The 25,093-nt window shown below is 62.3% G+C and carries 22 protein-coding genes; 9 read left to right on the top strand and 13 right to left on the bottom strand.

Annotation, left to right across the window (positions count from 1 at the left end; translation table 11 throughout):
• The 9 genes from H8790_RS00110 to H8790_RS00070 all read left to right on the top strand — a co-directional run bounded on the left by H8790_RS00110 (position 1) and on the right by H8790_RS00070 (position 8,538).
• Positions 1–450 carry an MOSC domain-containing protein gene (locus H8790_RS00110; protein WP_187333101.1) on the top strand — a complete coding sequence of 150 codons (450 nt, stop codon included), beginning with the start codon at positions 1–3 and terminating at the stop codon, positions 448–450.
• On the top strand, positions 437–1,456 hold the full coding sequence (locus H8790_RS00105; RefSeq protein ID WP_187333100.1) for a molybdopterin-binding protein: 1,020 nt from the start codon (positions 437–439) through the stop codon (positions 1,454–1,456). The genes H8790_RS00110 and H8790_RS00105 overlap by 14 nt, the downstream gene beginning before the upstream one ends.
• A gap of 108 nt (positions 1,457–1,564) precedes the next feature.
• A complete protein-coding gene (gene modA / locus H8790_RS00100) occupies positions 1,565–2,422 on the top strand; it encodes a molybdate ABC transporter substrate-binding protein (RefSeq protein ID WP_187333099.1) in 858 nt (285 codons plus the stop codon).
• A gap of 71 nt (positions 2,423–2,493) precedes the next feature.
• The gene (gene modB / locus H8790_RS00095; protein ID WP_187333098.1) at positions 2,494–3,171 is read left to right on the top strand and encodes a molybdate ABC transporter permease subunit; all 678 of its coding nucleotides are present in this window, start codon (positions 2,494–2,496) and stop codon (positions 3,169–3,171) included.
• A 1-nt stretch (position 3,172) separates the two neighbouring features.
• A complete protein-coding gene (locus H8790_RS00090; protein WP_187333097.1) occupies positions 3,173–4,201 on the top strand; it encodes a sulfate/molybdate ABC transporter ATP-binding protein in 1,029 nt (342 codons plus the stop codon).
• A gap of 13 nt (positions 4,202–4,214) precedes the next feature.
• Positions 4,215–4,706 (top strand): MogA/MoaB family molybdenum cofactor biosynthesis protein, encoded by a 492-nt coding sequence (locus H8790_RS00085; RefSeq protein ID WP_187333096.1) that lies wholly within the window; start codon positions 4,215–4,217, stop codon positions 4,704–4,706.
• 85 nt (positions 4,707–4,791) lie between these two features.
• Complete coding sequence (locus H8790_RS00080) at positions 4,792–5,604, top strand: prepilin-type N-terminal cleavage/methylation domain-containing protein (protein WP_187333095.1); 813 nt, start codon at positions 4,792–4,794, stop codon at positions 5,602–5,604.
• 268 nt (positions 5,605–5,872) lie between these two features.
• The gene (gene gltS, locus H8790_RS00075; protein WP_187333094.1) at positions 5,873–7,084 is read left to right on the top strand and encodes a sodium/glutamate symporter; all 1,212 of its coding nucleotides are present in this window, start codon (positions 5,873–5,875) and stop codon (positions 7,082–7,084) included.
• A gap of 182 nt (positions 7,085–7,266) precedes the next feature.
• A complete protein-coding gene (locus tag H8790_RS00070) occupies positions 7,267–8,538 on the top strand; it encodes a glycosyltransferase family 2 protein (RefSeq protein WP_187333093.1) in 1,272 nt (423 codons plus the stop codon).
• Positions 8,539–8,590: 52 nt separating this feature from the next.
• On the opposite strand, the gene H8790_RS00065 is transcribed toward H8790_RS00070, so the two are convergent.
• The 13 genes from H8790_RS00065 to fumC form a co-directional block, all read right to left on the bottom strand.
• Entirely contained in the window at positions 8,591–9,682 is a 1,092-nt protein-coding gene (locus tag H8790_RS00065) for a tetratricopeptide repeat-containing glycosyltransferase family 2 protein (RefSeq protein ID WP_187333092.1), read from the bottom strand.
• 80 nt (positions 9,683–9,762) lie between these two features.
• On the bottom strand, positions 9,763–11,721 hold the full coding sequence (locus H8790_RS14055) for a hypothetical protein (protein WP_449866955.1): 1,959 nt from the start codon (positions 11,719–11,721) through the stop codon (positions 9,763–9,765).
• A gap of 299 nt (positions 11,722–12,020) precedes the next feature.
• The gene (gene malQ / locus H8790_RS00055; RefSeq protein ID WP_207724193.1) at positions 12,021–13,538 is read right to left on the bottom strand and encodes a 4-alpha-glucanotransferase; all 1,518 of its coding nucleotides are present in this window, start codon (positions 13,536–13,538) and stop codon (positions 12,021–12,023) included.
• Between the two features lie 5 nt (positions 13,539–13,543).
• Positions 13,544–14,404, bottom strand: a complete 861-nt coding sequence (locus tag H8790_RS00050; RefSeq protein ID WP_187333091.1) for a carbohydrate ABC transporter permease — start codon at positions 14,402–14,404, stop codon at positions 13,544–13,546.
• On the bottom strand, positions 14,401–15,252 hold the full coding sequence (locus tag H8790_RS00045; protein ID WP_187333090.1) for a carbohydrate ABC transporter permease: 852 nt from the start codon (positions 15,250–15,252) through the stop codon (positions 14,401–14,403). The genes H8790_RS00050 and H8790_RS00045 overlap by 4 nt, the downstream gene beginning before the upstream one ends.
• A 93-nt stretch (positions 15,253–15,345) precedes the next feature.
• On the bottom strand, positions 15,346–16,665 hold the full coding sequence (locus H8790_RS00040) for an ABC transporter substrate-binding protein (RefSeq protein ID WP_187333089.1): 1,320 nt from the start codon (positions 16,663–16,665) through the stop codon (positions 15,346–15,348).
• Positions 16,666–16,724: 59 nt separating this feature from the next.
• Entirely contained in the window at positions 16,725–17,741 is a 1,017-nt protein-coding gene (locus tag H8790_RS00035) for a LacI family DNA-binding transcriptional regulator (protein WP_187333088.1), read from the bottom strand.
• Between the two features lie 289 nt (positions 17,742–18,030).
• The gene (gene argF, locus H8790_RS00030) at positions 18,031–19,011 is read right to left on the bottom strand and encodes an ornithine carbamoyltransferase (RefSeq protein WP_187333087.1); all 981 of its coding nucleotides are present in this window, start codon (positions 19,009–19,011) and stop codon (positions 18,031–18,033) included.
• 15 nt (positions 19,012–19,026) lie between these two features.
• Positions 19,027–20,406 (bottom strand): argininosuccinate lyase, encoded by a 1,380-nt coding sequence (gene argH, locus H8790_RS00025; protein ID WP_187333086.1) that lies wholly within the window; start codon positions 20,404–20,406, stop codon positions 19,027–19,029.
• Between the two features lie 95 nt (positions 20,407–20,501).
• A complete protein-coding gene (locus tag H8790_RS00020; protein ID WP_187333085.1) occupies positions 20,502–21,722 on the bottom strand; it encodes an argininosuccinate synthase in 1,221 nt (406 codons plus the stop codon).
• 288 nt (positions 21,723–22,010) lie between these two features.
• Positions 22,011–23,186 carry an NAD(P)-dependent malic enzyme gene (locus H8790_RS00015; protein ID WP_187333084.1) on the bottom strand — a complete coding sequence of 392 codons (1,176 nt, stop codon included), beginning with the start codon at positions 23,184–23,186 and terminating at the stop codon, positions 22,011–22,013.
• A 34-nt stretch (positions 23,187–23,220) separates the two neighbouring features.
• Positions 23,221–23,724 (bottom strand): GNAT family N-acetyltransferase, encoded by a 504-nt coding sequence (locus H8790_RS00010; protein ID WP_187333083.1) that lies wholly within the window; start codon positions 23,722–23,724, stop codon positions 23,221–23,223.
• 1 nt (position 23,725) lies between these two features.
• Positions 23,726–25,084, bottom strand: a complete 1,359-nt coding sequence (gene fumC / locus H8790_RS00005) for a class II fumarate hydratase (protein ID WP_187333082.1) — start codon at positions 25,082–25,084, stop codon at positions 23,726–23,728.
• Positions 25,085–25,093: the final 9 nt, after the last annotated feature.

Genomic DNA, 25,093 nt, shown 5'->3' with positions numbered 1-25,093 from the left:
ATGGCCCAGGTGGTTTCCGTCAACATCAGCCTTCGCAAGGGGGAGCAGAAGCACCCGGTCCCCGAAATTCAGCTGAAGCTGCGCCACGGCATTGTGGGCGACGCCCACGCCGGAGACTGGCACCGGCAGATCAGCCTCCTAACGGAGGAGAGCGTGGACACCATGCGCCGCCCGGGCCTGGACCTGGCCCCGGGCGCCTTTGCCGAGAACATCAACACCAGGGGCATCTGCCTCAAGACCCTGCCGGTGGGCACCTGCCTGCGCATTGGGGAGACGGTGGTGGAGGTGACCCAGATCGGCAAGGAGTGCCACGGCGACTGTGCCATCAAGAAGGCGGCGGGAAAATGCGTCATGCCCACGGAGGGCATCTTTGCCATCGTCCGCCGGGAGGGCACGGTCCGCCCCGGCGACATCATCGAGCGGTTGGAGGACGGATATGAAACGGATTGAAACCAGCAAGGCCGTGGGCCACGTCCTGTGCCATGACCTGACCCAGATCATCCCCGGCCAATACAAGGATGCCCGGTTCCGCAAGGGCCACGTGGTGACAGAGGAGGACATCCCCGTGCTCCTCTCCATGGGCAAGGAGCATCTGTACGTCTGGGAGATGACGCCGGGCATGGTCCACGAAAACGACGCGGCGGAGCGCCTGGCCGCCCTGTGCCGCGGGGAGGGCATGATCCCCTCGGAGGTGAAGGAGGGCAAGATCGAGCTCACCGCCGCGTACGACGGCCTCTTCCGGGTGGATGAACGAAGGCTGAATGATGTCAACAGCGTGGAGGAAATCATGGTGGCCACCCGTCACGGCAACACGCCAGTCCGCAGGGGCGACAAGCTCTGCGGCACCCGGGTGATCCCCCTGGTGATTGCTGAGGAAACACTCCGCGCCGCCGAGGCGGCCGCGGGCGGCACCCCTTTGCTGGAGCTGCTGCCCTACAAGCTGAAGCGGGCCGCTGTGGTCACCACTGGCAGCGAGGTGAAAAAGGGCCTGATTGAGGACCGGTTCACCCCCGTGGTGGTGGAAAAGCTCAGGGCCTACGGCATCGAAACCGTGGCCCAAGTCAACTCCGGCGACGGGGTGGACCAGGTGGCCGGGGCCATCGCCGAGATGCGCTCACTGGACATCGACCTGCTGCTTTGCACCGGCGGCATGAGCGTGGACCCGGACGACAACACGCCGGGCGCCATCCGCGCCTCCGGCGCACGGATCGTCACCTACGGCGCGCCGGTGCTGCCGGGCGCCATGTTCCTGCTGGGCTATTACGACGACGGCCTTCCGGTGATGGGCCTGCCCGGCTGCGTCATGTATGCCGGCGCCACGGTCTTTGACCTGATCCTGCCCCGGGTGGCGGCGGGCGTCAGCGTGACCCGGGCGGACATCGTAGCCCTGGGCAACGGAGGGCTGTGCCTGGGCTGCAAGCCCTGCCGCTGGCCCAACTGCCCCTTCGGCAAATGAGGCGCCGGTCTTCCGGCGCCCTGCTTCCCGGCTCGTTATCCTTATATGAGTACCGCGAATCTTTCCCCAGTTTACCTGATCCACATTCCTTAGAAGGGAAGATTTTTCATGAAAAAGCGGATATTACTGCTCCTTGTCCTGTCCCTTGTCCTCTCTCTTGCCGCATGCGGCGGAGGGGCCGCCGGCTCCTCCGGAAGCGCCGGTGCCTCCTCCCAACCCGAGGAGGTGAAACTCACCATATTTGCCGCAGCCTCCCTGACTGAAACCCTTGACCAGATCATCCAGCTCTACAGGGAGGAGGCGCCCAACGTCACCATCCTCACCAATTACGACTCCTCCGGCACGCTGCTCAAGCAGATCAGGGAGGGGGCCGACTGCGACCTCTTCCTCTCCGCCTCCCCCGCCCAGATGAATGCGTTAGACGGCTCCTTGCAGAATGACGCGGAGAAGAATCCCGACGGCCTGGACTTGATCGACCCGTCCACCCGCATTGACCTTCTGGAAAACAAGGTGACCCTAACCGTGCCCGAGGGCAACCCCAAGGGCATTGAGAGCTTTGATGAGCTGCCGGAGCTGCTCAAAAGCGGAGACATCCTGCTGGCCATGGGCAACAGCGACGTGCCGGTGGGCCAGTACACGCTGAAACTCTTTGATTACTACGGCCTGGACGAGGCCGCCCTGAACAGCGCCCAGGTGCTGACCTACGGCTCCAACGTGAAGGAGGTCACCACCCAGGTGGCGGAGAACGCCGTGGACTGCGGCATCATCTATGCCACCGACGCCTTTTCCGCCGGCCTGGAGGTGGTGGACGAGGCCACGCCGGAGATGTGCGGCCAGGTGGTCTATCCCGCGGCCGTGCTGAAGGGCAGCTCCCACAGCGATGCGGCAAAAGCGTTTTTGGACTACCTGCAGGCCGAACCCTGCGCCCAGGTCTTCGAACACGTGGGTTTTACAATGATGCAGTAATCTGCTCTCTTGTGGGAGGAAAGCCGGACAGCAAGGCTGACTAACCAAATCACTGCGGAGGTGACACCCCTTTGGACTGGTTTCCACTTTATAACTCGCTGCGGATTGCCGCCCTCTCCACGGCGGTGGTTTTTCTCTTAGGGCTATCTTCCGCCTACTACATCGCAAGGCTCCCCCGGCTGGTGAAGGGCACGCTGGACGTGCTTCTCACGCTGCCCCTGGTGCTGCCGCCCACGGTGGTGGGCTGGCTGCTGCTGTTGCTGTTAGGGCCCCGGCGGCCGTTCGGTGCCTGGGTGCTGGAAACCTTCGGCACCAGGCTGGTGATGACCTGGTGGTCCGCCGTCTTTGCCACGGTGGCGGTCTCCTTTCCGCTGATGTACCGCACTGCCCGGGGCGCTTTCGAGGGCTTCGACACCACCCTCTCCGACGCCGGGCGGACGCTGGGCCTCTCCAACACCTATATCTTCTGGCGCATCCGGATGCCCTGCTGCCGCCAGGGCATCCTGGCGGGCATGGTGCTGGCCTTTGCCCGGGCGTTGGGGGAATACGGCGCCACCTCCATGATCGCCGGCTACACCCCGGGCCGCACCGCCACCATCTCCACCACCGTCTATCAGTTCTGGCGCACCAACGACGATGCCTCGGCCCTGCGCTGGGTGCTGGTGAATATCGCCATCTCCGCCGTGTTCCTGCTGGCCATCAACCTGCTGGAGTCCCGGGACCGGCAGGGCCGGAAGGGAGGGCGGTGACATGCTGAGCGTAGACATCCAAAAGCGCCTGGGGGATTTCCAGCTCCAGGCCCGGTTTGAAACCGGGGACTCGCCGCTTGCCCTGCTGGGCGCGTCGGGCTGCGGCAAAAGCGTCACGCTGCGCTGCATCGCCGGAATCCTCCGGCCGGACCAGGGGAAGATCGTTCTGAACGGCAGAACCCTTTTTGACAGCGCCAGACACATCGATCTCCCGCCTCAGAGGCGGAAGGTGGGATATCTCTTTCAGCAGTACGCCCTCTTCCCCAACATGACGGTGCGGCAGAACATCGCCGTGGCCGCAGAGAAGGGCCGGCGGGCAGAGCGGGCGGCGGAGCTGCTGCGCCGCTTCCACCTTGAGGACGTGGCGGAGCACCGGCCCCGCCAGATCTCCGGCGGCCAGCAGCAGCGCACGGCCCTGGCCCGCATCCTGGCCTCGGAGCCGGAGGCCATTTTGCTGGACGAACCCCTCTCCGCCCTGGACCTCTACCTCCGCCGTCAGCTGGAGGAGGAGCTACGCTGCGCCCTGGACGCCTTTTGCGCCCCTTCGGTCTGGGTGACCCACGACCAGGGGGAGGCCTGCCGCAGCTGCCGCCAGGTCTGCATCATGGAGTCGGGAACCGCCTCCGGCGTACGGTCCATGGAGGATTTATTTGCCGACCCCATCTCCGTCTCCGCCGCCCGGCTCTCCGGCTGCGAAAACCTGGTGGGGGCCGTCCCACGGGGGACGGAGGTTCAAATCCCCCTGTGGGGCATCTCCCTGCGCTGTGCCGCGCCGGCAGCGCAGGAGACAACCGCCCTGGGGCTGCGGATGCAGCATCTGCGCCTGTCCCGGGAAGGCATGGAAAACGCCTTTGCCTGCCGGGTGGTGCAGTCGGCCCCGGAGGCCTTTTCCGATCTTTTGACCCTGCGTCCCCTCTCCGCGGCGCCGGAGGGCCCGATGCTGCACATGGAGGCGGAAAAAGGCCTCTTATCCGCCGGGGACCTTCTCTGGGTCTCCATCGCCCCGGAGCACGTGCTCACACTTCGATGAGGAGGAATGTCTCATGTTTACCGCCGCCGTGCTGACGGTCAGCGACCGGGGCTTTCGTGGCGAGCGCCCCGACCTATCCGGCCCCTTGGTCCGATCCATACTGGAGGAAGCGGGCTACGCCGTGGCTTCCGTGGGCCTGGTGCCCGACGAACAGCCCCAGATCGAATCCGCCCTGCGCAAGCTCTGCGACAGCGGCCAGGTACAGCTGCTGCTCACCACCGGCGGCACCGGCTTTTCGCCCCGGGACGTGACTCCCGAGGCCACCGCGGCCGTGTGCGAAAGGCTGTGCCCCGGCATCCCGGAGGCCATGCGCCTTGCCTCCATGCAGATCACTCCCAACGCCATGCTGTCCCGGGCCCAGGCGGGCATCCGGGGCGGCACGCTGATCGTCAATCTGCCCGGCAGCCCCAAGGCCGTCCGGGAAAACTTAGGCGCTGTGCTGCCCGCCCTGGCCCACGGGCTCAAGATGCTCTGCGGCGGCCAGGCGGACTGCAGCCTTCCCTGACCGCCTCCCGATTTGAATTGACCCCGCCGCCGCTTCCTGATATAATGACAAAAACGGCATTCAATCGCGTGGAAGGGGTGATGAGATGGAGGTATCCCATCGGTTTTGGAGAAAGCGTGATGGCAGGGCCGGCTTTACCCTGATGGAAATGTTGATCGTTGTGGCCATTATTGCCGTTTTGGCAGCCATTGCCATCCCCACATTTGCCTCCCGGTCCGACCAGGCCAAGGAGGCCGTCTGTCAGACCAACCGCCAGACCCTGCTGGGCCAGCTGCGGTATGCCCAGGTGATCGACGGCCTGACCCAGGAGCAGGCGGACGGAATCAGGGACTCCCTTGGGGCCATCTGTCCGGCCGGCGGTACGGTCACCGTGGAGGTGGGAGACACAATCCGCGTCAGCTGCTCCATCCACGGCGGCGGCAGCGGTGGGGAAAGTGCGGTGAGCCAGGGGCTCATTCAGGACTTCCGGGACTTCATTCTGAACCCCGAGGGCGTCCCCTCCAATGAGATCAACCGCAACGACTCCCTGCGCACCCATTTTTATGAGGCCAACGGGAACAAGTGGCCCACGCTGACGGTGGATGGGGTGGAGTATCAGATCGAGCCCTATTACTCCGAGGCCGGAAAGAACGCGGAGGACCGCCTTGACTACATCTGGCTCTTTGCCCGTCAAAAGACGGATGGCGTCGTCAACGGCCGCTGGAGCGTGCCGCTGCTCTACAATCCCGTGGATGGGATCTGGTACCGCTCCTACGGCTATGACGGCAAGCGCCCGGCGGATGCCTCCATCACCTTCTCCAGTGTGGAAGCGCTGGACAATGCGGTCAAAACCACCCTCTGCGGCAATGGCTCCGCCCTCAAGTGGCGGCCGGTGGACTCCTATACGGAAAGCAACTGAGGCAGCTCCGGGCATCCGGGGCTGCCCTTTCGTCTGGTCCGGAAACCATAAGTATTTCTCACAAATGCATTGACTTTTTTGTGAAAACATGCTAATTTATTGTAGGTTTTGTGTGTTTTTGTATCCTGATATCCACGCGCGCACATGGAATCACCGGCTGGCCACCAGAGCACTTGAGCAGCACGCGGCCAAAGGCCTTACGGTGGATGTTTTTTCCGGCCAACGGCCCGCTGTCCGCGGGCTGACTGATCTCGAAGGAGGTACTCCATTGCTCACTGTTGAATTGAACCTGTTCCAGGGACTGGCCATCGCCGCGCTGGTCTACACCCTTGGCAGCTTTCTCATCCGGAAAGTCCCCCTGCTGGGCAAATACTGCATCCCCGCCCCGGTGGTGGGCGGCCTGATCTATGCGCTGCTCCACCTGCTGCTGCGCAACACCGGCGTGTTAGAGGTCGTATTTGACTCCACGCTTCAGGATTTCTTTATGACCATTTTCTTCACCAGCGTGGGCTTCACCGCCTCATTCCGCCTGCTCAAACGGGGCGGCAAACAGGTCTTCATCTTCCTGGGCATCGCCATTGTGATGGTGGTGCTTCAAAACCTTTTGGGCGTGGGGCTGGCCACGGCCTTCGACCTGGACTCCCGGCTGGGGCTGTGCATGGGCTCCATCCCCATGGTGGGCGGCCACGGCACCGCCGGTTCCATGGGCGACATGCTGGATAAAATGGGCGTCGTGGGTGCCAAGACGGTGGCCATTGCTTCCGCCACCTACGGACTGCTCTCAGGCAGCATGCTGGGCGGCCCTCTGGCCCGGCGCCGCATTGCCCAGAACAATCTCCACTCCACCGCTGCGGACATCGAATCCGCCGGGGACCTGCCTGAAGTGGAGGGCGTGGGTGTGGACACCCGCCACGCCGCCCTCACCTCTACCCAAAAGTTCACCGCGGCCGCCATTTTCCTGGGGATCGCCTCCGGCGCAGGCACCCTGATCTCCGGCTTTTTGGATCAGTTCATGACCTTCCCCTCCTACATCGGTGCCATGCTGGCCGCCGCCATCCTGCGAAACATTTGGGACGCGACCGGCGGCTACATGCCCCATGAGGAAATCTCCATCACCGGCAGCGTATGCCTCTCCCTGTTCCTGTCCTTTGCTCTCATGGGGCTGCGGCTTTGGGAACTGGCGGAGCTGGCGCTGCCCATGATCGTCATTCTGCTGGCCCAGACCGTGCTCATGGCCATCTATGCCTACTTTGTGGTCTTTAACCTGCTGGGACGGGACTATGAATCCTCCGTGATGACCACCGCCTTCTGCGGCTTTGGCATGGGCGCCACGGCCAATGCCATGGCCAATATGCAGGCGGTCACGGACAAGTACGGCCCTGCTCCCCAGGCTTACTTTGTGGTTCCCCTGGTGGGCAGCCTGTTTATCGACTTTTTCAATGTAAGCATCATCACCATCTTCCTGAACCTCTTGGGATAATCAAACGAACCCCCGCCGTCAGCTCTACTGGCGGCGGGGGTTTTGTCATAATTGCACAATTGCAGCACTCATATTATATCATTTTCGTCACAATGTGCCTTGATTATTTCACAGATCGGCCTATAATAAATCCGATTTGTGGGGATGGAAGAGCGCTGATTGGAAGAAAGGAATTTATAAGAATGCTGCGTTTCGTAAGACACCTGAATGAGTCGATCATTTTCTTTTTGGGGATTGTCTACGCCTATCAGGCCGTGTATACCCTGATCGGCCTGTGGCTGCGCCGGCGAAAAGAGGCCCGCCCCCAGGCAAGGCTCCATAAATACGCGGCGGTGGTCTCCGCCCGGAACGAGGAAAATGTGATCGGCGATCTGATCGCCAGCCTGAAGGCCCAGCACTATCCATCGGAGCTGCTGGACATCTACATAGTGGCTGACAACTGCACAGACCGCACCGCCGAGGTGGCCGAGGCTGCCGGCGCCATCGTATACCGGCGCTCCAACCGCACGGAGGTGGGCAAGGGATATGCCCTGGACTGGTTTTTTGCCCGGCTGTGCCGGGAGCGGCGGGACTACGACGGCTACTTTGTCTTTGACGCCGACAATCTGGTGGACCCTGATTTTGTGGTGGAGATGAACCGCACCTTTGATTCCGGCAAATACGACGCTCTCACCAGTTACCGCAATTCCAAGAACTTCGGCAGCTGTTGGATTTCCGCCGGATACTCCATCTGGTTCTTGCGGGAGGCCCGGTTCCTCAACGCCGTCCGCTGTGCCCTTGGGCTGAACTGCGCCATCTCCGGCACCGGCTTTTTGGTCTCCGACCGCCTGATCCGGGAAAACAAGGGCTGGCCCTTCCACCTGCTGACGGAGGATATCCAGTTCTCTGTGGACTGCGCCGCCCGCGGCCTCCGGATCGGCTACTGCGGCCGCGCCATGGTCTATGATGAGCAGCCCGTCACCATGCGCCAGTCCTGGGATCAGCGGCTGCGCTGGTCCAAGGGATTTTATCAGGTGGACGCAAAGTACGGCTGGGCGCTGCTGCGGGGAATCTTTTACGGCGGGCGCCGCGGATTTTCCTGCTATGACATGCTGATGACCATTGCACCGGCCATGCTGCTCAATGTGGGCCTCATTCTCTTCAATGGAGTCATCGTCGCCGCCTCTTTATCCCTGCCCCACTTCCTGACCCGCTGGGTCATTCAGGAGGTGGTTCACACAGTGGTCTTCCTGCTGGGGAACTTCTATTTGGGCATGCTGCTGTGCGGCGGCCTCACGGTTCTCAGCGAATGGAATGCCATTAAGGCCAAGCCGGTGCAGAAGATTGTCTATCTCTTCACGTTCCCCCTCTTCATGCTGACCTATGTCCCCATCTCCCTGGTGGCCCTTGTGCGCCGGGTGGAGTGGAAGCCCATCCGTCACAATGCAGCGAAAAAAGCCGGAAAAACGGTGTAAGCGGCTGAAAGCGGCTATGGAAAAGACAGCTCCTATCCGGAGCTGTCTTTTTTTACATGGCGGAAGGTTCTCTTCCCTTCAACCGGTCAAAAAAGGCCCTGTTATACCGGCAGGGCTCACTGTCTGGCTTGATGCCGCAGGCCATCTCATTGTAGGCCTCCGCCCGTGCGACCTCGCCCATTCGGTAGCAGCATACGCAAAGCTGCAGCGCGGGCACATAGCCGTAGCACTCCGGGGTGGTAAAGCCGCCGCCGTGCTCCTCCATTGGGCACTCCAAGGCCCGCTCGTACCAGTAGGCGGCGCTGGGCCACTCCTCCCTCTCCAGGAAAAACCGCCCCAACTCACAGCAGCTCTCCGCCCGTGGCGGGCCAAAGCGCAGGCCGCAGGCCAGCGCTTGAAACCGGAGTTCCTGCTCCCCAAGCCGCTCATAGCATCCCGCAAGGTCCCGGCTGGCCTGGATGTTGTTCTCCACCCAGCCGTCCCCGCTCTCCAGGAATTCTTTCAGCACCCGGATGGCCTCCCGGTCCCTCTGGTGATAGGTCAGTTCCCGGCCATAGTAAAAGCGCTCCCGGGGCGTGAGCTTCTCCCCTTTTGCCATCAAGCCCTCCAAGATGCGGAGATTCCGGTCTGGATCCCCGGGCCCGGTCTTGCGGTGGGTGACGGCGGCCTCCCCATAGACGACCTTTCCCGCCGGGGCAATGGCCTCGTGGACCGCCCCCTCCCAGCGCAGCTTCGCCCCCCGGCGGATAAGGCGCTCCCGGTAGTAGGAAAAGGTGGGCCGTCCGGACGCGTCAAAAGCCGTGTGATAGGGCAGCATCACCACGTCCGTGTCCGGCTCCAGATCCTTCTTCAGCTGCATCAGCGCCATTCGGTCCTCCGGCTGCAGCACATCGTCGCCGTCGAGCCACATAAGGTAGTCCATCTGCCCCATGTCAAAGGCAAAGTTCCGCGCGGCGGCAAAGTCATCCCGCCAGGGAAATTCGTAGACCCGGTCCGTATACTGCCGGGCCCTCTCTTTGGTACGGTCGGTGCTGCCCGTATCCACCACCACGATCTCGTCCACTGCATCTCCGACAGAGTCCAGGCAGCGGGGCAGGGTATTCTCTTCATTCTTTACGATCATGCAAAGGCTGATGGTAATCATAGCGACTCCTTCCTCTTTGGGCCAGACTTTGGAAAGGACAGGCGGGGAAGCCCCGCCTGTCCCTGGAAGTCTGTCTCTCTTTAATCCTGCATTGCGAATGCTGCGACGGCGTAGGGGCAGTCAACCGGAATGATCCGCGTGACTACTCCGCATCTCATATCATAGAGGAGCACCTTTTCCGCATGCTCCAGGACAATATACAAAAGTCCCGAACAGCAATCAACCGCTAAATCCCGCGCTTCCGCCGCCAGGGACTGCACATCGAGCACCTGGAGGGTATTGCCGCTGATGCGGTACAGGCCAAAGTGAACACTTGTCGTCACATAGATCGTGTTTGTATCCGGATCCACCGCCAGGGCAAGAGGCACTCCGCAAAATGCGTCAGCCAACGTGTCGGTAACCCTGTTGCAGGCCCCCTCGACTGCGTACAGCATGCTATTGGCGGCCGTGACATAAACCATGTTGGTACAGGGGTTGACAGCAAGATCGGTAGGACAGGAAATGGAGACCGTATCGACCAGCGTATTCGTCCGGCCGTCGATCACATAGAGATTCTGCTTGCCGATGCAATAGATTCTATTGGTAGAAGGATTGACGGCCGCTTTCATGGGTATGCTGCCAGCCGGCAGTGCAACCGTCCCCATCACCCGGTTTGTCACTCCGTCCAGCACAGAAACCGCGTCCCGCTGCTTGTTGGGAATATACACCCTGTTCGTATTGGGATTGACAGCCAGATGACTCGGGGAACTCATAGAGACCGATGCAACCACTTCATCCGTCGCCATATCCAGCACCATAACGACATCATCCTGGAAACCATTGACATATGCGTAGCCGGTTTTGGAATTGACCGCAATGGAGGATGCACAATGCGGAAGCGGGATGTTGTGATCCACCCTGCCTCTGGTGCCGTCGATGGCGGTCAGCGCCTTTGCACACGTGTAGTGGGTCACATAGGCGCAGCACACATGGCAGCAGCCGTGACCGGCAGGCCCTTGGGGGCCGGTGGGGCCAGTTGCGCCGGTGGGGCCGGTGACGCCCACCCCAGTGGCGCCGGTGGGGCCGGTGACGCCCACCCCAGTTGCGCCGGTGGGCCCAGTGGCGCCGGTAGCGCCGGTGACGCCGGTAGCGCCGGTGACGCCGGTAGCGCCGGTTGCACCCGTGACTCCGGTAGCGCCGGTGACGCCGGTAACTCCTGCAAGACCCGTGGGGCCAGTTGGCCCGGTCGGACCAGCGGGGCCGGCAATGCCCGTAGCACCTGTAGCTCCGGTGGCGCCGGTAAATCCAGTGAGGCCGGTGGCACCGGTGGCTCCGGTGGGGCCGGTGGCGCCCGTCGGGCCGGCAACGCCGGTTGCACCCGTGGAGCCGGTAGCTCCGGTGTAACCAGTAAGGCCGGTGGCGCCGGTGGGCCCTGTAGGTCCGGTCGGGCCGGTGGGGCCGGTGGGGCCGGTGGGGCCGGTAGGACCGGCATCTCCGGCAACGCCAGTGGCACCCGTGACTCCGGTAGCGCCGGTGGCACCTCTTGGAATGGTAAAATCAAGAATATGGTTGGGATATCCGCTCACATCCACCACAGAGGCAGGCGTCCCCGGCTCACCCGTATAGGTGTAGCGGACAGTAACCGTATCCGCCTCACCTTCTACACCGGTGGCGCCGGTAGCACCCGTTGCCCCGGTAGCACCAGTGGGCCCGGTCGGGCCAGTCGGGCCCGTTGCACCGGTGGGGCCGGTCGGGCCTGTTGCACCCGTCGCACCTGAAAAGCCGGTAGTGCCCGTGGCGCCAGTGGGCCCAGTCGGGCCTGTTGCGCCAGTAGCGCCTGAAAGGCCGGTAGTGCCCGTAGCGCCAGTGGGCCCGGTCGGGCCTGTTGCGCCCGTCGCGCCTGAAAGGCCGGTGGCGCCGGTGGCACCAGTGGGCCCAGTCGGGCCTGTTGCGCCTGTGAAACCGGTAAGGCCGGTGATGCCTGTCGGACCCGTGGGGCCGGTCGGGCCTCTGCTTCCTGTTGGTCCGGTCGGACCCGTGGGACCCGGGCGGCCCGGAATCGGGCAGCAGGGCTGAGGCGGGCAGGGCGGCGGGCAGGACGGCTGCGGCGGGCAGGGAGGCATACAGCAGGATTCGTCGCATCTATCTTGTCGATAAATATTCATCAAATGGTTCGCTCCTTTGCACCCAGTCAAACTGGGAGAAATGGGGAAGGCTCCCCATACAGTGTATGCGCCCTGCCCCTCCCCGGCCAAAGCGGCTGTCCCCTTCCCCGCCGTGCGCGCGCCCATTTGTATCGTATCCAAAGCAGGAAACAAAAGAGCAGCTCCTCAAAGAGGAGCTGCCCTTCCCATTTCGATTATTTCTCTTGGCCAGGCTCGATCGGGCCGCGGCCGTACATGCGTGCGTATCGGGCCATTTTCCTTGCCAGCCCATCGGTGAACTGGCCGGGCAACAATCGCCACTGCCAATTGCCGCCCAAGACCCCCGGTGTGTTCATTCTGGACTCGGCGCCCAGCTCCAGGTAGTCCTGCATCTGTGCCACAAACAATTCCGCCACACTGCCCAGCCCGCCGCGGAGAATGCCCCAGACGAAGCCCTCCTCCTCATTGAGGCCAAGGTACTCCTTGGCATAGGCCACATCGTCCGCCTCCGCCTCTTCCCGCCAAGCCATCACGGGGGCGTTGTCGTGAGTCCCCACATAGCAGACGCAGTGGGGCACATAGGTGTGGGGCAGGTAGTTGGAGGGCTCCCGGGAGTCGAAAGCAAACTCCAGCACCTTCATCCCGGGCAATCCGGAGTCCTGAAGCAGCCGATGGACTTCCGGTGTCAGGAAGCCCAGGTCCTCGGCGATGATCTTCAGCTGGGGGAACCATCCGGTGAGCACCCCGACCAGGTCCATGCCCGGCCCTTTGACCCATCGGCCCTCCTTGGCGGTCACGGCGTCCGCCGGAACTGCCCAATAGCTCTCCAGGCCCCGGAAATGGTCGATGCGCACCACGTCAAAGAGGCGGGCCGCCCCTTCCATCCGCCGGATCCACCAGCCGAAGCCATCCTGTTTCATGGCGTCCCAATCGTAAAGGGGGTTGCCCCACAGCTGCCCCTCGGCGCTGAAGTAATCCGGGGGCACGCCGGCCACCGCCGTGGGCCGGTTGTGTTCATCCAGTTGGAACCACTCTGGCTCCGCCCAGACGTCCGCGGAGTCCATGGCCACGTAGATGGGCAGATCCCCGATGACCTGCAGCCCAAGGCCGTGGACATAGTCCCTGAGCCGGTTCCACTGGCGGAAAAACAGGAACTGGGCATAGGTGAAGAGCCGCACGTCCTCCCACAAGAGGCGGCGGTAGCGCTCCACCGCCTCGCTCCGGTGGAGCCGGATGTCCTCCTCTTCCCACTCGGTCCAGGCGGACATGCCGAAGTGGCGCTTCACCGCCATAAACAGCGCGTAGTCCGGCAGCCACCGGCGGTTCTCCTCCACAAAGGATTCCACTGCCCGGCAGTCTCGTTCCCAGCCCCGCTCCGCTGCCTTGGCCAGAAGGTCAAAGCGGTGGGCGTAGACGGCGGCATAGTCCACCCGGTCCGGCCGGCCGCCCCAGTCCACGGACTCCACCTCCCGCCGCTCCAGAAGTCCCTCTTCACAAAGCATATCCAGGTCGATGAAGTAGGGGTTGCCCGCGTAGGTGGAGAAGCTCTGATACGGCGAGTCTCCATAGCTGGTGGGGCCCACGGGCAGCAGCTGCCAGCAGCTCTGGCCCGCCGCCTTCAGCTGATCCGCGAACTCGTAGGCCGCCCGGCCCAGCGTGCCGATACCATAGGGGGACGGCAGGGCGGAAATGGGCAGCAATACGCCGCAGCGCCGCTGAATCGGTTCTTCCATCCCGCTCATCCTTTCACCGCGCCGGCCACGACGCCCTTGATGATATGCTTCTGGCCCAGCAGGTAGACAATGACCACCGGGATGATGGTCAGCACGATTGAGGCCATCATGGGGCCCATCTCCACTCGGCCGTAGCTGCCACGGAAATACTGGATCAGCATGGGGATGGTGCGGTATTTCTTGATGTCCAGCACCAGCGTGGGCAGCAGGTAGTCGTTCCATACCCACATGGTCTCCAGCACGCCCACGGAAATCATGGTGGGCCGCAGGATGGGGAACACAATGTGGAAATAGGTCTGGATGGGATTGCAGCCGTCGATCATGGCCGCCTCCTCAATCTCCAGGGGGATGGACTTCATGAAGCCGGAGAACATGAATACCGCCAGACCCGCGCCGAAGCCCAGATAGATGAAGCAAATGGTCCAGGGCGTATTGAAGCGCAGATCGAAAAACAGCAGGTTGATGTGCAGCTTATCCGCCACGGAGGAGAGGGTGAACATCACCATCTGGAAGGGCACCACCATGGAGAAGACGCACAGGTAATAGAGCACCTTGGAAAGGAGGCTCTTCACCCGCGTGATATACCAGGCACACATGGAGCAGCACAGCAGGATCAGTGCCACGGAGGACACGGTGATGAACAGGCTGTAGCCAAAACTCTGCAAAAAGCCCTTGGAGGCGATGGCATTGACATAGTTGGAGAGGCCGGCAAAGGTCTCCGCCGTGGGCAATTCAAAGGCTCCGGCGGTGGTGATGGCCGTCTCCTCCTTGAAGGAGTTGAGCACCACCATGATGATGGGATACAGGTACAGTGCGCCTAACACCGTAAAAAGAAGCGTCCAGAGGGACCCTTTTCTCTTTGTCATTGCTGCACCTCCTTGGATCGGGTGGCCCGAAGCTGGATCAGGGCGATGGCCACCACCAGGATGAAGAAAATCACGGCCTTGGCCTGGCCGATGCCCTTCCACATGGGGCCGGAGCGGGAGTAGAAGGTATAGTAGATGTTCAGCGCCAGCATCTCCGTGGCGTGGGCGGGTTCGCCGGCGGTGAGGGACAGGTTCTGGTCAAAGAGCTTGAAGGAGTTGGTGATGGTCAGAAAGAGACAGATGGTGACGGAGGGCATGACCATGGGCAGCTTCACCCGCCACAGCGTCTGCCAGGGCGTGGCGCCGTCAATGGAGGCCGCCTCCATCAGCTCCGGCGGCACATTCTGGAGCCCGGCGATATAGATGATCATCATATAGCCGATCTGCTGCCAGCACATGAGGAGGATGAGCCCCCAGTAGCCCGCGGTGGAGTTCAGCGCCAGTAGGGGTTGGGCCAGCTGGCTCAGCACGCCGTTGAGCAGGATCTGCCAGATATAGCCAAGCACAATGCCGCCGATGAGGTTCGGCATGAAAAACACCGTGCGGAAGAGGTTGGTGCCCCGGATGTTCCGGGTCAGCACCAGGGCGATCAGAAAGGCCAGCACGTTGATGAGCACGGTGGCAACCACGGCAAAGCCCACGGTGAACCAGAAGGCGTGGGAAAAGGTGGCGTCCGTCAGGGCCTTTTCATAGTTGCCCCAGCCCACCCACGAGGCGTTGTTGACGGTGGTGAACTTGCAGAAGGACAGGTAGAGCCCCTGGCCGAATGGGACGATGAACCCCACAATAAAAGCGGCCAGCGTGGGCAGGACAAAAATCGGGAAGTATCTCTTTAATGCTTTTTCCATGCTTCTCCCTCCGGTTGCGGAGATTTTGCGCCGCTTCACCAAGCGGCAGGGGAAAATGGGGGAGCGAAAACCGCTCCCCCATGGAATCCGTACTTAGCCGTTGGCCAGCTGGTATTCAGAAGCCCAGCCGTCCACAAAGGCGGTCACCACAGCGTCCCAGGTGCCGGTTCCGGCGGCATAGGCGGTCAGGGCGCTGCCGACGCCGTTCTTCCACTCCTCAGAAGGCATGGTGGGGAAGCACCAGTCCACGGACTTCTTGCCGTCGGCGATATACTGATCGGCAATGCCCACCAGATAGTTGGCGGAGGGCTTGGCGGACTTGAAGGGGCAGACGAAGCCCATGTCGTCGGCCAGGCTGGTGGTTCCGGTCTCAGAGGTCACCACCCAGTAGAGGAAGTCCAGCGTGGCCTGGATGTCCTCAGGGGCGGCATCCTTATTGACGCACCAGTAGTTCTCGGAGCCGGTGCAAAGGCCCTGGTCCTCCTCGCCGTCCACGCCGATATAGATGGGCAGCATATCCAGGTTCTCATCGCCCAGGTCCTTCACGTCGTTGTAGGCCCAGGTGCCGTTCTGATAGAACACGGCCTGGCCGCCCACAAACTCAGCCACCGCGTCGTCGCCGGTCTTGGCGGAGAGCTCACTGGGGGCGCAGGTGGCATTGTTGATATAGAGGTCCCAAATGGCCTTGTAGTTGTCCAGGTAGGTGCCCTGGATGGCTTCAGCGTGGATGCCCTCGTTCTCATACTCATAGTAGATGGGCAGGTTGGCCAGGTGTGTCTTGAAACGCCAGTCGGAGCTGCCGTCCATGCCGGCGGAGGTGAAGGCGGAGAAGCCCAGCTCACCCTTGCGGGCGGTGATGTCCTCAGCCACCTTCTTCAAAGACTCAAAATTGGTGATGTCCTCCACGGAGTAGCCAGCCTGCTCCAGCAGGGCCTTGTTGCAGATGATGCCGTAGGTCTCGATGACATAGGCAATGCCGTAAACGCCGCTGCCGTCCTCGCCCTTGAGGGCAAAGTCGTCACTGGTCAGCTCGCCGTAGATGGCCGTGTCGGACAGGTCATAGCAGTAATCCTGCCAGTTCTTCAGACCCACGGGGCCGTTGACCTGGAAGAGGGTGGGCGCCTCGGACTTGCCCATCTCGGCCATCAGCGTGGTCTCATAGTCACCGGAGGCTGCGGTTACCACGGTGACAGGCACGCCGGTCTCCTCGGTGTAGGCCTTCGCCAGGGCCTTCCAGTCTCCATCCTGCTCAGGCTTGAAGTTCAGGTAGTAGACCTCGCCGCCCGAGGCCGCGCCGGAGCTGGAACCGGAACCGCTGCCGGAGCCGCTGGAACTGCCGCCGGAATTGCCGCAGCCAGCCAGCAAAGAAGCACACAGGGCCAATGCCAGCAAGAGAGTGAACATTCTTTTCATAGGGACATCTCCTCATTTTCTTTTTTCTATTTTCACATCTTGCGATGTAAAAACCAATTTTATTCCTGCTTGACACAAACAGAACGCCCGGGGCGCAGAATCGTGTCCACCTGCACGTGACGGCCGGCGGCACGGCCCTCGATCCGGTCCACCAAGATGCGCACCGCTTCGGCGGCAATCTGATCTGCTGGCTGGATGAGCGTGCTGAGGGTCGGCAGGGTGTAGGCCGACATGGTGATGCCGTCGATGGCCATGACGGAGCAGTCCTCCGGCACCCGGCGCCCCGCGTCATCCAGGGCCTTGATGGCAGCCACGGCCATGGCGTCGGAAATAGCAAAGAGGGCCGTGAACTCTCCGGTTCTTCGAAGCAGGCGCTCCATGGCCTCATAGGCCTCCGGCATCTGGAAGCTGCCCGTCTCCTCCACCAGCGTCTCGTCCAGCGCAATGCCCGCCTCCTTAAGCGCCCGGCGGTAGCCGCCATAGCGCAGCTCGCTGATGGAGCGGTCATTCCGGGCCGAAATGAGAGCGGCGATCCGCCGGTGCCCTTTCCCGATCAAGCTTTTCACCGCCCGGCAGGCCTCCTGCTCATCGTCAATGGACACGGAGGAGTACTCCTCCTCCCCTAACGTCCCATAGCTGTTGTCGTAGGTGCAGCAGACAAAGGGTACATTCAGCGCGGCCACATCGTCTTTCGTGTAGTCGGACCGCCCGCCCAAAAGCAGCAGGCCCCGCAGCTTTTTGTCCCGCTCCAGCATGGCCCCGGCCTGGAGCTCGTCGCCGCAGGTGCCGATCTGGTGGAGCACCATGGTGTACCCCGCCTCGGTGACTTTGGCCTCCATGGTCTTGAGAACCTCTGCGAAAAAGGGGTTGGCCGTGCCCCGGACCACCAGCCCAATGGCGTCCGAGCGGGTGCGCACCAAATCCCTTGCACTGTTGCTTGGGATGTAGTGGTTGGCCTGGACCACCTCCATCACCCGGGAGCGCACCTGCGCGCTGACGTCCGGATGGTTGTTCAGCACCCGGGATACCGTGCTGACGGACACGCCGCACAGCGCGGCAATGTCTTTGATTGTCATTTGCCTCACCACCGTTGGTAACGTTACCGGAAACGTTTCCAGTTCCTTTTGTTGTATAACCATACCAAATTGGACGTTTTCTTGTCAATTGAAATCCGTCGTTTTCTCTCAATCGCACAATTCTTTTTTCATTCTATGGTGATTCTCACAAGAGCCAATCGTTTACGCAAAAGAGCAGGCCGCTGTGCGCATCGTCTTCTGCGCCTGAACCCTGCAAAAATGGAACCGGCTGCCGCGTAAGCGGCAGCCGGTTCCCTCATCAAAAACGGAGGGCTGGCCCCTCACAGAGTCATTTCATCAGCAGGGCCATGACGGCCTTGATGGTGTGCATGCGGTTTTCCGCCTCGTCAAAGACAATGGAGGCAGGGGACTCAAAGACCTCGTCGGTGACCTCCATGGCGTCCCGGCCGAACTTCTCCCCCATCTCCCGGCCAACCGTGGTCTTGTGGTCGTGGTAAGCGGGCAGGCAGTGCATGAACCGGCACTGGGGCCCGGCGTTGTCCATGAGGACCTGGGTCACCTGGTAGGGCCCCAGGTCGGCGATGCGCTCCGCCCAGACCTCCACCGGCTCTCCCATGGAGACCCACACGTCGGTGTAGATCACATGTGCGCCCCTGGTGGCCTCCATGGGGTCCTCCACGAACTCCAGCTTGGCACCGGTCTGGGACGCTACAGCCTGGCAGGTGTCGATCAGCGCCTGGTCCGGAAAGTACTTTTTGGGCGCGCAGGCCACAAAGTGCATCCCCATCTTGGCGCAGCCCACCATCAGGGAATTGCCCATGTTGTACCTGGCGTCGCCCATGTACACCAGCTTGATGCCCCGGAGCTTGCCAAAGTGCTCCTGGATGGTCAAAAAGTCCGCCAGGATCTGGGTGGGGTGGAACTCGTTGGTCAGGCCGTTGAACACCGGCACACCGGCGTACTGGGCCAGTTCCTCCACCTTGGACTGCTCAAAGCCGCGGTACTCGATGCCGTCGAACATACGGCCCAATACCCGGGCAGTGTCGGCCATGGACTCCTTCACGCCGATCTGGGAGCCGGTGGGCCCCAGATAGGTGCTGCCCATGCCCAGGTCCTGGGCCGCCACCTCAAAGGCGCAGCGGGTGCGGGTGGAGGTCTTCTCAAAGATCAGCGCCACGTTCTTCCCCTCCAGCATACGGTGGGGAACGCCAGCCTTCTTTTTGGCCTTCAGCTCTGCGGCGGTATCCAAAAACTCCTGGATTTCAGCTGGAGTAAAGTCCAAAAGCTTTAAAAAGTGTTTTTGTGTCATGGTCTCCCTCTTTCTCTATTGGCGTGCTGCGATGAACTCCTCCACCGCTGCGATCTGGCGGCTGGTCTCGCTGACGGCGGGGCCGCCGTAGCTGCTTCTCTGGCCCATGCAGGCCTCCAGGCTCAGGGCCTGGTACACGTCGTCCTCAAACAGCCCGGACACCTGACGCAGTTCCTCCAGGGTCAGCTGCTCCAGGGTCTTCCCGCTTTGGCCGCAGTAGGCCACCAGACGGCCGGTGACGGTATAGGCGTCCCGGAAGGGCATCCCCTTTTTGGTGAGGTAATCGGCGCAGTCGGTGGCGTTGATGAAGCCGTGGCCGGCGGCGGCGCGCATGTTCTCCGGAATCACCCGCATGGTGTCCAGCATGGCGGCAAACACCGGGACGCACATTTCCACCGTGTCGATGGCGTCGAACACCGGCTCCTTGTCCTCCTGCATGTCCTTGTTGTAGGCCAGTGGGATGCCCTTCATCACCGTCAGAAGGCCCATCAGGTCGCCGTAGACGCGGCCGGTCTTGCCCCGGACCAGCTCCGCCACGTCCGGGTTCTTCTTCTGGGGCATGATGGAGGAGCCGGTGGCGTAGGCGTCGTCCAGCTCAATGAACTTGAATTCCCAGCTGCACCAGAGGATCACCTCCTCGGAGAAGCGGCTGAGATGCATCATCAGGATGGACAGGGCGCTCAGCAGCTCCAGGGCGTAGTCCCGGTCGCTGACGCCGTCCAGGGAGTTGGACATGGGCGCGTCAAACCCCAGCTCCCGGGCCGTCTCCCACCGGTCGATGGGATAGGTGGTGCCCGCCAGGGCGCCGGAGCCCAACGGGCATTCGTTGAGCCGCTTTGCGCAGTCCTCCAGCCGCGTCACATCCCGGCAGAGCATGTTGGCGTAGGCCATCAGATGCTGGGCAAAGGAGATGGGCTGGGCCCGCTGGAGGTGGGTGTAGCCGGGCATCACCGTGGCCTGGTGATGCTTAGCCTGGCGGCACAGCACGCTCTGGAGCTCCAGCACCTGCCGTACCATCACCGGAATCTCCCGGCGGACGTACATGCGGAAGTCCACCGCCACCTGGTCGTTGCGGCTGCGGGCGGTGTGGAGCCGTTTGCCCGCGTCGCCGATGCGCTTTGTCAGCAGGGCCTCCACATTCATGTGGATGTCCTCGTTGTCGGCGGTAAACTCCACCCTGCCCTGCTCAATGTCCTCTAAGATGGACTGAAGCCCCGCGGTGATGGCGGCCACGTCCTCTTTGGAGATGACGCCGCAGTCTCCCAACATCTTGGCGTGGGCCAAACTGCCCTGGATGTCCTCCCGGTAGAGCCGGGAGTCAAATTGAATGGATGCGTTGAAATCGTTGACCAACTCGTTGGTCTCCTTGCCGAACCGGCCGGACCAAAGTTTCATATCGGTTCTCCTTAACTGGGAAAACGGCGGGAGGCCGTCCCGCCGTTTTCGAGCAGTGGTTTGAATTGCGGATACTCCGCGCGAAGAGGCGTTTTTTACAGCTTGCCCTGCTCCCGCAGCGCCTGGACCGTGTCGGGCAGACCCCAGAGGTTGATGAAGCCGGTTGCCTGGCCCTGGTCGTAGTCGCTCTCGCCGAAGGTCACCAGCTGCTCGGAGTAGAGGCTGTGAGGAGAAGTGATGCCGGCATTGATGATGTTGCCCTTGTAAAGCTTCAGCTTCACGGAGCCGGTCACATACTCCTGGGTCTTGTCAGCAAAGGCGCTCAGGGCCTCCCGCAGGGGGCTGAACCACTTGCCGTTGTAAATGAGGTCCGCGAAATCCACGGCCAGCTTGGTCTTCATGTGGGCGGTGTCCTTGTCCACGGTGATCATCTCCAGCGCCTGATGGGCGTGATAGAGGATGGTGCCGCCCGGTGTCTCATAGACACCGCGGTCCTTCATGCCCACCAGACGGTTCTCCACGATGTCCAGAAGGCCGATGCCGTTCTCGCCGCCCAGCTGGTTCAGCTTGCGGATGATGTCGCTGCCCTTCATCTTCTGGCCATCCAGGGCAACGGGCGCGCCCTTTTCAAAATCAATGGTCACATAGGTGGGCTGGTCGGGCGCGTCGACGGGGCTGACGCCCATCTCCAAAAAGCCCTTCTTCTCATACTGGGGCTCGTTGGCGGGGTCCTCCAGGTCCAGGCCCTCGTGGCTCAGGTGCCACAGGTTCTTGTCCTTGGAATAGTTGGTCTCGCGGTTGATCTTCAGGGGGACGTTGTGGGCCTCGGCGTAGTCGATCTCCTCGTCACGGCTCTTGATGTCCCAGGTTCTCCAGGGGGCGATGATGGTCATCTCCGGCGCGAAGCGCTTGATGGCCAGTTCGAAACGGACCTGGTCGTTGCCCTTTCCGGTGCAGCCGTGGGCAATGGCGTCGGCGTTCTCCTGCTTGGCGATCTCCACCAGCTTCTTGCCGATGATGGGGCGGGCAAAGGCGGTGCCCAAGAGATACTGCTCATAGCTGGCGCCCATCTTCAGGGAGGGGATGATGACGTCGTCCACCATCTCGTCCACCAGGTCCGCGATGTACAGCTTGGAGGCGCCGGTCTTGATGGCCTTCTCCTCCAGGCCCTCCAGCTCGTCGCCCTGGCCCACGTCGGCCGCCACGGCGATGATCTCAGGATTGTTGTAGTTTTCCTTCAGCCAGGGAATGATAATGGAAGTATCCAGGCCGCCGGAATAGGCCAGGACGATCTTTTTGATCTCTTTCTTGCTCATATCAATTGCCTCCGTTTTTGTTCCGTGTTTGATGATGTTTGAATTATACGTCTGTAATGTATAAATATGCAATACGCAATTTGCACAATGTTTTGGGGCTTGACTGGATAATTTTGCATATTTTTACGCTGATCATAGAAAAGAGTGCATATCTCCAATCGATATGCACTCTTTTCTGTATAGTTCATCTAATTCATTTTTATGCAGGGGCAAACGCCAAGGAACTCCAGCGGGGAACAGCGGGCGCAGTTCAAACGCAATTGTATAAATCTTTCACGATTTCTCTGATTAAATCCTTGCCACGCCGGAGTCGCGGGCGGCCTGGGCCACGGCGGCCGCCACAGCCCCCTTGACCCGGGGGTCAAAGGCGGCGGGGATGATATAGTCGGCGCAGAGCCGGTCCTCCTCGATGAGGCCGGCCAGGGCGGTGGCCGCCGCGATCTTCATTGCGTCGTTGATGTCGCTGGCCCGTGCGTCCAGCGCACCCCGGAAGATGCCCGGGAACGCCAGCACATTGTTGATCTGGTTGGGGTAGTCGCTGCGCCCGGTGGCCGTCACCGCCGCGCCCCCGGCCTTGGCCTCGTCGGGATAAATCTCCGGCGTGGGGTTGGCGCAGGCAAACACGATGGCGTCCCGGTTCATCGTCCGCACCATCTCCCGTGTGACCATGCCCGGCGCGGACACGCCGATGAACACGTCCGCCCCCGCCAGCGTCTCCGCAAGGGAGCCGGCGCGCCTTGACCGGTTGGTGTGGCGGGACACCTCCTCCTTGATCCAGTTCATCCCCTGCTCCCGGCCCTCATAGATCGCACCGCGTCGGTCGCAGAGGGTAATGTCCCCATAGCCAGCGCTGAGCAGCAGCCGCGCGATGGAGACCGCGGCCGCGCCGGCGCCGTTGATGACCACCCGGACCGACTCCTTCTTCTTCCCCACCACCTTCAGCGCGTTGCTCAGGCCCGCCAGCGTGATCACCGCGGTGCCGTGCTGGTCGTCGTGGAAGATGGGGATGTCGCAGCGCTCCTTCAGCTTTTCCTCGATCTCAAAGCACCGGGGCGCGGAGATGTCCTCCAGGTTCACGCCGCCGAAGGAGCCGGCAAGCAGCGCCACCGTGTTGACGATCTCCTCCACCTTCTGGCTCCTGATGCACAGCGGGATGGCGTCCACGCCACCAAAGGCCTTGAAGAGGACGCACTTGCCCTCCATCACCGGCATGCCCGCCTCCGGCCCGATGTCGCCCAGCCCCAGCACGGCTGACCCGTCCGTGACCACGGCCACCGTGTTCCACCGCCGGGTCAGCTCATAACTCTTCTCCACGTCCTTCTCTATCTCCAAACAGGGCGCCGCCACCCCAGGCGTATAGGCCAGCGACAGCGCCTCCCGGCTGTCCACCGCCGCCCGCGGCGCTACCTCCAGCTTCCCCTTCCACTCATAGTGCTTCTTCAGTGATTCTCTCCCATAGTCCATTTCATCACCCGCCGCCTTCGGCGGCTTTCCTTTCTCATGTTCTCAATTCCAGTTCAATCCCCGGGAGGCGCTCCTCCCCAATGGGATACTCGCTCTCGCCGACCCGCTCAAATCCGATGGACTCATAGCAGCGGAGGGCCGCAGGGTTGTCCGCGAACACCCCAAGCGTCACCCGCTCCGCCCTGAGATAGTCCAGCGCGTAGCGGCAGGCCATGGACACCATCTCCCGGCCCACGCCCCGCCCGCGCAGGGCATCGTCCACAATGACAAACCCAATGCGCACGGTCCTCCGGTCGGAGGCGTCCGGCCAGCGCAGATTCAAATGGCCCACCGGGGTCCCGGTCTCGTCGAAGGCGGTCATGGGCCACAGCGGCTCCGCCGCCCGTGCCAGGTACTGGCCGTGGAACCGCTCCGGCTTCAGTGGAAGCTCCTCATCCGCAAACCTCCGGCCCGACCACAGGAGCAGCGTTCGCCGGTCCCTCACCCATCCGGCCACATAGGCGGCGTCGCCGATCTGATACGGCCGCAGTCCCAACATATCACACCATCTTTTCCGGCCGTACGGCCTCGTCAAATTCCTCGGCACTGAGTAGTCCCAAGGACACCACCGCCTCTTTCAGCGTAATCCCCTCCCGCAGCGCCTTCTTGGCGCACTGGGCCGCCTGTTCATAGCCGATCTCCGGCGTCAGGCAGGTGACCAGCATCAGGGAGTTGTTCAGGTTGTAAGCCATCTGCTCCCGGTCGGCGGTGATCCCCTCCACACAGTTTTTGCGGAAGGAGTCCATACAGTCGGCCAGCAGCCGGGCGGATTGGAGGAAGTTATAGGCGCACACGGGCAAAAAAACGTTCAGCTGGAAATTGCCCTGGGAGGCGGCAAAGCCGATGGCCGCGTCGTTGCCCATGACCTGTACCGCCACCATGGTCACGGCCTCGCACTGGGTGGGATTCACCTTGCCGGGCATGATGGAGGAACCGGGCTCGTTCTCCGGGATGTGGATCTCCCCCATGCCGCAGCGGGGGCCGCTGGATTCCCAGCGGATGTCGTTGGCAATCTTCATCAGGTTGGCCGCCAGGGCCTTCAGGGCGCCGTGGGCAAAGGTCAGGGCGTCTTTGCTGGTGAGGGCGTGGAACTTATTTTCATCCGGCACGAACTCCACGCCGGTCAGGCCGCTCAGCTCCCGGCACACCGCCCGGTCGAAGCCCTTGGGCGCGTTGAGCCCCGTGCCCACTGCCGTGCCCCCGATGGCCAGGGCGCAGAGCTCCGGCAGGGCGGCCCTCAGCATCCGGCAGGGCGCCGCCACCAGTTCCCGCCAGCCGGAGATCTCCTGGGAAAAGCGCAGGGGCGTGGCATCCTGCAAATGGGTGCGGCCAATGCGGATCACATCCCCATTTTCCCGCTCCAGCCGGGCAAAGGTCTCCTCCAGCCTCCCGGCCGCCGGCAACACCTGCTCCACCACCGCCAGCGCCGACGCAATGTGCAGCGCCGAGGGGAAGGTGTCGTTGGAGCTCTGGGAGGCGTTCACGTGGTCGTTGGGGTGGAGTTCCACCCCCTGCTCGGCGGCCAGGTGGGCGATCACCTCGTTGACGTTCATATTGGTCTGGGTGCCGCTGCCGGTCTGCCAGACCGAAAGGGGGAACTCCTCCTCATACTCTCCCCCGCGCAGCTTCTCACACACTGCCCCGATGGCATCCGCCTGCCGGCGACTCAGCTTTCCAAAGTCGGCGTTGGCCCGGGCGCAGGCCTCCTTCAGTGCCGCGAACGCGGTCAGAATCTCCCGGGGCATCTTCTCCGTGCCGATGCGGAAGTTCTCCAGGCTGCGCTGGGTCTGGGCGCCCCAATGGCGGTCGGCGTCCACCAGGACCTCTCCCATGGTATCGTGCTCTATACGCTGGTGCATGGTACTCCT

The organism is Oscillibacter hominis (assembly GCF_014334055.1).
GTDB lineage: Bacteria > Bacillota > Clostridia > Oscillospirales > Oscillospiraceae > Oscillibacter > Oscillibacter hominis.
Note: the sequence above shows the minus strand (reverse complement) of the source record. Positions and strands in the feature narration are given on the sequence as shown.